The organism is Streptomyces sp. MK37H, assembly GCF_018035285.1.
GTDB lineage: Bacteria > Actinomycetota > Actinomycetes > Streptomycetales > Streptomycetaceae > Streptomyces > Streptomyces endocoffeicus.
The window spans coordinates 1-7,749 of the sequence record NZ_JAAAYH010000421.1; the positions used below are offsets into that span (position 1 = coordinate 1).

Annotated in this window: 7 protein-coding genes; 6 read left to right on the forward strand and 1 reads right to left on the reverse strand. The window is 70.9% G+C overall.

Going from position 1 to position 7,749, the window contains the following annotated elements; genetic code table 11:
* Nucleotides 1–674: class I SAM-dependent methyltransferase (locus tag GWI24_RS36385; protein WP_210950311.1), on the forward strand; the 674-nt coding region annotated here is incomplete at its 5' end.
* 2 nt (nt 675–676) lie between these two features.
* On the opposite strand, the gene GWI24_RS36390 is transcribed toward GWI24_RS36385, so the two are convergent.
* A complete protein-coding gene (locus GWI24_RS36390; protein ID WP_210950312.1) occupies nt 677–1,795 on the reverse strand; it encodes a bile acid:sodium symporter family protein in 1,119 nt (372 codons plus the stop codon).
* 253 nt (nt 1,796–2,048) lie between these two features.
* Here GWI24_RS36390 and GWI24_RS36395 point away from each other — a divergent pair, with 253 nt between their 5' ends.
* From GWI24_RS36395 to GWI24_RS36415, 5 genes are all read left to right on the forward strand, one after another.
* Nucleotides 2,049–2,942, forward strand: a complete 894-nt coding sequence (locus GWI24_RS36395) for a LysR substrate-binding domain-containing protein (RefSeq protein ID WP_210950313.1) — start codon at nt 2,049–2,051, stop codon at nt 2,940–2,942.
* Between the two features lie 186 nt (nt 2,943–3,128).
* A complete protein-coding gene (locus GWI24_RS36400; protein ID WP_210950316.1) occupies nt 3,129–4,955 on the forward strand; it encodes a long-chain fatty acid--CoA ligase in 1,827 nt (608 codons plus the stop codon).
* 19 nt (nt 4,956–4,974) lie between these two features.
* Nucleotides 4,975–5,649, forward strand: a complete 675-nt coding sequence (locus GWI24_RS36405; protein WP_210950314.1) for a hypothetical protein — start codon at nt 4,975–4,977, stop codon at nt 5,647–5,649.
* A 56-nt stretch (nt 5,650–5,705) separates the two neighbouring features.
* Complete coding sequence (locus GWI24_RS36410; RefSeq protein ID WP_210950315.1) at nt 5,706–6,527, forward strand: effector-associated domain EAD1-containing protein; 822 nt, start codon at nt 5,706–5,708, stop codon at nt 6,525–6,527.
* 79 nt (nt 6,528–6,606) lie between these two features.
* On the forward strand, nt 6,607–7,437 hold the full coding sequence (locus GWI24_RS36415; RefSeq protein WP_308344206.1) for an aldo/keto reductase: 831 nt from the start codon (nt 6,607–6,609) through the stop codon (nt 7,435–7,437).
* Nucleotides 7,438–7,749 lie beyond the last annotated feature (312 nt).

A 7,749-nucleotide genomic window follows, 5' to 3' on the forward strand; every position in this document is an offset into this window, starting at 1 on the left:
TCAACTCCACTCGGGCGTCCTACGACGCCATGGCCCTCGACTACGACGAGCGTTTCCGCGATGAACTGGCGGCCCAGACGCTGGAACGGGCGGTGTTCGCCGGTTTCGCCGAGCTGGTACGGAACGCCGGGGGCGGACCGGTGGCCGATGTGGGCAGCGGGCCGGGCCGGGTGACCGCGCATCTCCACGGTCTGGGGCTGTCCGTGTACGGGATCGACCTGTCGCCGCGGATGGTCGAGCTGGCCCGGCGGGAGCACCCCGGGCTGCGGTTCGAGGAAGGGTCCATGCTGGCGCTGGACATCCCGGACGGCACCCTCGCCGCCGTGGTGGCGTGGTACTCGACGATCCACATTCCGCAGGAGCGGCTGCCGGATGTGTTTGCCGAGTTCCACCGGGTTCTGGCGCCCGGTGGATACGCGCTGGTGGGCTTCCAGGTGGGCGATGAACAGCGGGTCTACACGGAGGCGTTCGGCCATGAGGTGTCGCTGACCTTCCGCCGGTGGCAGCCGGACCGGATCGCCGAGTTGCTGGCCGGGGCCGGACTGCCGGTCCACGCCCGGACCTTCCGGGAACCGGAGCGCTGGGAACCCACCCCGCAGGCGTCCCTCATCGCCCGCAAGCCGCTGCCGCCGGCCGGAGACCAGACCGCCGGAAACCCGGCCGCCACAAGCTGACGTCAGACGCGGGTCAGCGCGGCGTCGTCCGCGCTGTCCGCGCTGCCCGTGCTGCCCGTGCTGCCCGTGCTGCCCGTATCAGCCTGAGCCACGGACCGGTTCTCGGCTCCCGTCACCGCCGCCTCCGGCGCCCGCGCCGCGAAGCGGCGGGCCAGCACCGCGCAGACCATCAGCTGCATCTGATGGAAGAGCATCAGCGGCAGCACCGCCAGACTCGCCTGGGCCCCGAAGAGCACGCTCGCCATCGGCAGCCCGGCGGCCAGGCTCTTCTTCGACCCCGCGAACACGATCGTGATCCGGTCCGCACGGACGAAGCCCAGCTTCCGCGAACCGTACGAGGTGAGCGTGAGCATCACCGTGAGCAGGACCGCCTCGACGCTGAGCAGGATCGCCAGCCGCGCCGGGGTCACCTGGTGCCAGATGCCCCGGACCATGCCCTCGCTGAACGCCGCGTAGACCACGAGCAGCACCGAGCCCCGGTCGACCAGCCGCAGCACCGCCCGGTGGCGCGAGATGAAGCCGCCGACCCAGCGGCGCAGCAGCTGACCGGCGAGGAAGGGGGCCAGCAGCTGAAGACCGATCTTGATCATCGAGTCGGCCGAGAAGCCGCCTCCGCTGCCACCCAGCAACAGCGCGACCAGCACCGGGGTGACCACCACGCCGAGCAGGCTGGAGAAGGAGCCCGCGCAGATCGCGGCGGCCACATTGCCCCGGGCGATCGAGGTGAAGGCGATCGAGGACTGGACCGTGGAGGGCACCAGGCACAGGAAGAGCAGCCCGGTGTAGAGGGGATGCGTCAGCACGTACGGCACCAGCCCGCGCGCGGCCAGGCCGAGGGCCGGGAAGATGACGAAGGTGCACACCAGCACGGTCAGATGGAGCCGCCAGTGGCGCACCCCGTCCAGCGCCTCCCGGGTGGAGAGCCGGGCACCGTAGAGGAAGAAGAGGAAGGCGACCGCGACCGTGGTGGCCCCGTCGGTGACGGTGGCGGCCCGGCCGCTGACCGGGAGCAACGCGGCGAGCGCCACGGTGCCGATGAGTCCGAGGATGAAACCGTCCAGGGGGAGCCAGGAGGGAAGGGCGGGAAGTGCGATCTTGCGGAGGTGCGGGCGGTGCGGCATTCGTTCTCTTTCTCGCTCTTTCTGGCCGGACTTCTCGCTCTTCTGGCCGGACTCTCGCTCTTTCTGGTCTGGCTTCTCGCTCTTTCTGGTCTGGCTTCTCGCTCGTTCTCGCCTGGCTTCTCGCTCGTTCTCGCCTGGCCTAGACATGGACGGGGCCCGTTCCATGGTGCTCCCGATCAAGGCCATCGGGAATCCCGTATACCGCTCTGACTGTCATCGCGTTCCGTGATGGCCTCGGCGTAGAGTGGCTGCCATGTACGACCCCGCCCAGCTCCGGACGTTTCTCGCGGTGTCCCAGACCCTCAGCTTCACCCAGGCCGCCGACCGCCTCGGGGTGCGCCAGTCCACCGTGAGCCAGCAGGTGCGCAAGCTGGAGGCGGCCGTCGGGCGGCAGCTGTTCGCCCGCGACACCCATGGGGTGGAGCTGACCGAGGACGGCGAGGCGATGCTGGGGTTCGCCCGCTCCATCCTGGAGGCGAACGAGCGGGCGGCGAGTTGGTTCCGGGGCACCCGGCTGCGCGGCCGGCTGCGCTTCGGCGCCTCGGAGGACTTCGTGGTCACCCGGCTGCCGGAGATCCTGGAGGGGTTCCGCCGCGACCATCCCGAGGTGGACCTGGAGCTCACCGTCGAACTGTCGGGCACGCTGCATGAGCGGCTGGAGGCGGGCAAGCTGGATCTGGTGCTGGCCAAGCGGTCCGAGGACCGGCCGGGCGGGCAGCTGGTGTGGCGGGACCGGCTGGTGTGGATCGGCGCCGAGCGGCTGCGGCTGGATCCGGACCGTCCGCTCCCCCTGATCGTCTTCCCGCCGCCCGGGCTGACCCGGGCCCGCGCACTGGATGTGCTGGAGCGGCACGGCAGGTCATGGCGGATCGTGTGCACCAGCGGCAGTCTCAACGGCCTGGTCGCGGCGGCCCGCGCCGGGCTCGGGGTGATGGCCCACACCCATGGCCTGATTCCACCCGGCCTGGCGCCGGTCCCCGAACGGGCCGGGCTGCCCGACCTCGGCCCGGTGGATTTCGTACTGTTGTACGGAAAGCGTCGGCAGGAGGGCGCCTCGCACGCCGCCGCGGAGCGACTCGCCGCCGCGATCCTGGCGGGGCCTGTGCCACGATCGGAGAGATTTCGTGCAGAAGGCCGTTACATATGAGCCACACACACGGCGCATAGGACCAGACTCCACGCAATCCGCCCTCGTCGACGCCTGATTGATACCCTTTCACCTCACTGTCCGCCCGGCATTCCGTACGTTCCGGGCACAAAACACCTCTCCCGCATCGGGGGCCGGATCGGGTACGGTCGCGGCGCTGTGCCCAGCGGCTTCAAGGAGCAGGTATTGCGCGAGTTCACCGTCCCCCCGTTGGCGACGCCGCCTCAGGCCGGAGGACTGGCGGATGCCGTCTTCGACCATGCGGACTCCGACCCCCTCCGGGTTGCACTGGCGCGCAAAACGGCGGACGGCGGCTGGCAGAACGTGACCGCGGGCCAGTTCCGGGACGAGGTGACGGCGCTCGCCAAGGGCCTGCTGGCCCGTGGTGTCCGGTTCGGTGACCGTGTCGCCATCATGTGCCCCACCCGCTATGAGTGGACGCTCTTCGACTTCGCCCTGTGGACCATCGGTGCCCAGAGCGTCCCGCTGTACCCCACCTCCTCCGCCGAGCAGGTCTGCTGGATGCTGCATGACGCGGGGGTCTCCGCCTGTGTGGTGGAGCATGAGGACCATGCGATGACGGTCGGCTCGGTGGTCGGCCGGCTGCCGCATCTGAGGCAGCTGTGGCAGCTGGACGCGGGGGCGCTGGAGGAGCTGCTGGCGGCCGGGGAATCCGTCGAGGACGATCTGGTGGAACGGCACCGGCTGGCCGTGACCCCCGAGCAGCCCGCGACCATCATCTACACCTCGGGCACCACCGGCCGCCCCAAGGGCTGTGTGATCACTCACGCCAATCTGATGGCGGAATGCGACAACATCGTCGAACGGTACGAGGAGGCCTTCCACTCCAAGCGGGGCGACGAGGCCGCCACTCTGCTCTTCCTCCCGCTCGCCCATGTCTTCGGCCGGATGGTGGAGGTCGCCGCCATCCGCGGCAAGGTCAAGCTCGGTCACCAGCCCAAGCTCTCGGCCGCCGCGCTGCTGCCCGATCTGAAGACGTTCCGGCCGACCTTCATCCTCGCGGTGCCGTACATCTTCGAGAAGGTGTTCGCGGCGGCCCGCCGCAAGGCCGAGGCGGAGGGCAAGCTGGGGGTGTTCGAGAAGGCCGTGGACGTGGCGGTGCGGTACGCGGAGGCGCAGGAGGCCAAGGCGTTCGGCACCGGGCCGGGTCCGGGCGCCGGGCTGCGGGTGCAGCACCAGTTCTTCGAGAAGGCCGTCTACGGCAAGGTGCGCGCCGCGATGGGCGGCCGGGTGCGGCACGCGATGTCGGGCGGTTCGGGCATGGAGCGGCGGCTCGGCCTGTTCTTCGCGGGCGCGGGCGTCATCATCTACGAGGGCTACGGCCTCACCGAGTCCACCGCCGCAGCCACCGCCAACCCGCCCGAGCGGACCCGCTTCGGCACGGTCGGCGTGCCGATCCCCGGCACCACGGTCCACCTCGCCGACGACGGCGAGGTGTGGGTGCGCGGCGGCCAGGTCTTCGAGGGCTACCTCGGCGATCCCAAGGCGACCGACGCGGTGCTGCGCGACGGCTGGCTCGCCACCGGCGATCTGGGCACGCTGGACGACGACGGCTATCTCACCATCACCGGGCGGAAGAAGGAGATCCTGGTGACCTCCAGCGGCAAGTCGGTCTCCCCGGCGGGCCTGGAGGAGCGGGTGCGGGCGCATCCGCTGGTGGCCCAGTGCATCGTGGTGGGCAATGACCGCCCGTATGTCGCGGCGCTGGTCACCCTGGACTCGGAGGCGGTCGCGCACTGGCTGACGATGCGCGGCAAGCCGGAGCTGCCGCCGGGCGAGCTGGTCCGGGACCCCGATCTGGAGACCGAGATCCGGCGGGCGGTGGTCGCGGCGAACACCACCGTTTCCCAGGCGGAGTCGATTCGTACCTTCCGGATACTTGCCGCGCAGTTCTCCGAGGAGCATGGTCTGCTGACGCCGTCGCTGAAATTGAAGCGAAAGGCCATCGAACAGGCGTACGCCGTCGAGGTCGAGGCGCTGTACAACTCCTGAGCCGCGAAGGGGGCACGAAGTGATCGATGTCATTCTCCCCGAACTTCCCGAACGCGAACTGGCCCTGCTGTCCGAGGAGACGCCCCAGCCCAGCGGCCCGAGGCTGGCCGGGCGGGTGGTCCTGGGCGGGCCGGTGGCCTTACCGGTCACGGCCGACCTCGTCGGACCGGATCCGGAGCTGCTGGACTTCCTGCGCACCGAGGCGGACAACGCCGTCTTTCACCTGGTGCACCTGTCGGTGACCTGCGCCCGGGACGCGCCGGACCCCGCCCTGCACTCGGTCAATCTCGATCTCAGCCTCAGTGCGGAACCGGTGCGACGGGGCAGCGCGGTCTTCCAGCCGGTGGCCTGGTCCATGACCCCGCGCCAGCTCACCGCCGAGGTGACGGCATCGGCCCCGGCGGCCCACCTCGGCCCGCGGCTCGGATTCCAGGACGGAGGCGACACCGCCTTCGGCGAGCGGGTCTGCCTGGAGGCGCGGCGGGAGCTGCGCTCCGACCCGGGCTGGGAGATCCGGCACACCTCGACGGTGCGCATCGGCGGGACGTACCGGCTGGCCATGGTGGTGCGGGCACCGCGCGGGGCGGTGAGCCGGGCGGCGGTCGCGGTGGGCGCCACGGTGCGCGAGGGGCACACCCTGCACCGCTTCCGGGAGGAGCTCGAGGAACCGCTGCGCCTGGCCGCGCTTCAGTAGGGACGGAACGGGGGGCACGGAGCGGTACGAGCACAGGCGAGGAGCGGCGGAACACGGTGGACGGCCAGGACGGGGACGGGCACCCGGCGCTGACGACCGAGGAAATCGAGGAGTTGGCGCGGGTCTTCCCGGCCGGCCCGTCCGCCGTGGCGCTGCTGCGCAGAGCGGGCTTCCCCGCCGAGCACATACCGGCGGCCGCCACGACCGCCGGGGAGTTCTGGTCCGCGGTGGCCGGGGCGGTCGCCGCGGGCCGGGTCGCGGACGGCAGGCTGCGCGTCCTGGCCGCCGCCTGCGTCTCCTATCCGCACAACGAGGTGTTCCGCGCCGCCTTACGGGAGCGGCCGGGCGGGGGCGGGATCCGGCGGGTGCTGGTGACCGGCGCCGCCCCGGGCGGCCAGGAGTTAGCCGCGGTCCAGCGGGCGGCCCGTGGCGTCCTGACGGTGGACCGGTGCCCCGCCGCGGCCGCCACCGATCTGCGGCGGATCCTCACCGTACGCCCGGATGTGCTGCATCTGGTCTGCCGCCGTGAGGGGCGCACGCTGGTCTTCGAGGACGGCGACGGGCGGGCGCATCACACACCGGCCGCACGTCTGGCCGAACTGCTGACCGTCTACCGCCGGCTGACCGGCGCCCCGCTGCCCGGTGTGGTGCTCGGCTGCCCCGAAGGCGCGCCGCTGGCCGCGCTCTTCGCCGGGGCGGCCGAGGTGGTGGTCGCCCACCGCGGACCGCTGGACGGCGCGGCGTCGGCGGCCTTCGCGGGCGGGCTCTACGGTCTGCTGGGCGAGGCGCCCGCGCTGGAGCGGGCGGCACGGCGGGCGGCGGAGCGCATCGGGCGGGACGGGGACGGCGTGGTGGTCCTGCGCGGAAGTCCCTGGTGAACGGGAATGACGGCAGGCCGTTGATCGTTGTGTCGGTTGGAAGCACGTAATCCACATCCGACGTAAGGATCGACTGCTCGTGAGCAAGGTCCCCTTCATCACGCTCAACAACGGCGTACGGATGCCGCAGCTCGGCTTCGGCGTCTGGCAGATCCCGGACGACGAGGCACAGGTCGCGGTGCGCAACGCACTGGATGCCGGGTACCGCAGCATCGACACGGCCGCGATATACGGGAACGAGGAGGGCACGGGGAAGGGACTCGCCGCGTCGGGCATCGCGCGCGACGAGGTGTTCGTCACCACCAAGCTCCAGAATGCCGACCAGGGGTACGACTCGACCCTGCGCGCCTTCGACACCTCGCTGACCAGGCTGGGCCTGGAGTATGTGGACCTCTACCTGATCCACTGGCCGCTGCCCGGGGTCGACAAGTACGTGGACACCTGGAAGGCGTTCGAGAAGATCTACTCCGAGGGCCGCGCCAAGGCCATCGGCGTGTCCAACTTCCACCCCGCCCACCTCCAGCGGCTGCTCTCCGAGACCTCGATCGTCCCGGTGATCGACCAGATCGAGCTGCACCCCCAGCTGCCGCAGGCGGAGCTGCGCGCCTTCAACGCCCGCCATGACATCGCCACCGAGGCGTGGTCCCCGCTCGGCCAGGGCAAGGGCCTGCTGGAGGACCCGAAGCTGGCAGCGATCGCCGAGAAGCACGGGAAGACCCCGGCCCAGGTCGTGCTGCGCTGGCACCTGGACCTCGGCAATGTGGTGATTCCCAAGTCCGTGACCCCGTCGCGGATCAAGGACAACATCGACGTCTTCGACTTCCAGCTGGACTCCGAGGACCTGGCGGCGATCGACTCCCTCGAGACCGGCAACCGTCTGGGCTTCGACCCCGAGACCTTCAACGGCTGAGCCCAAGACCTTCAACAGCCGAGACCCTCAACGGCTGAGCCCGAGCGCTCCACCGGCTCCGCCATTCCGCCCCGTCGCGTCCCCCGCGGCGGGGCGGACCCGTATCCACCGTCACTTTCACCGTCCTGGCATATCCCGGGCGCATGCCCCCCGTGCGGGGCCGATGCGGCCCACCGAGCGAGGCACGCCCCCGGCAATTACGCTTGGCGCCCAGGTGGGCACATAGCGTGACCATTTCCCTAGCCGAGGAGACCGAAGATGTCCCGCAGACGCCGTCACGGCCTTGAGCTGGCCGCCGGTTGCACCGTCGCG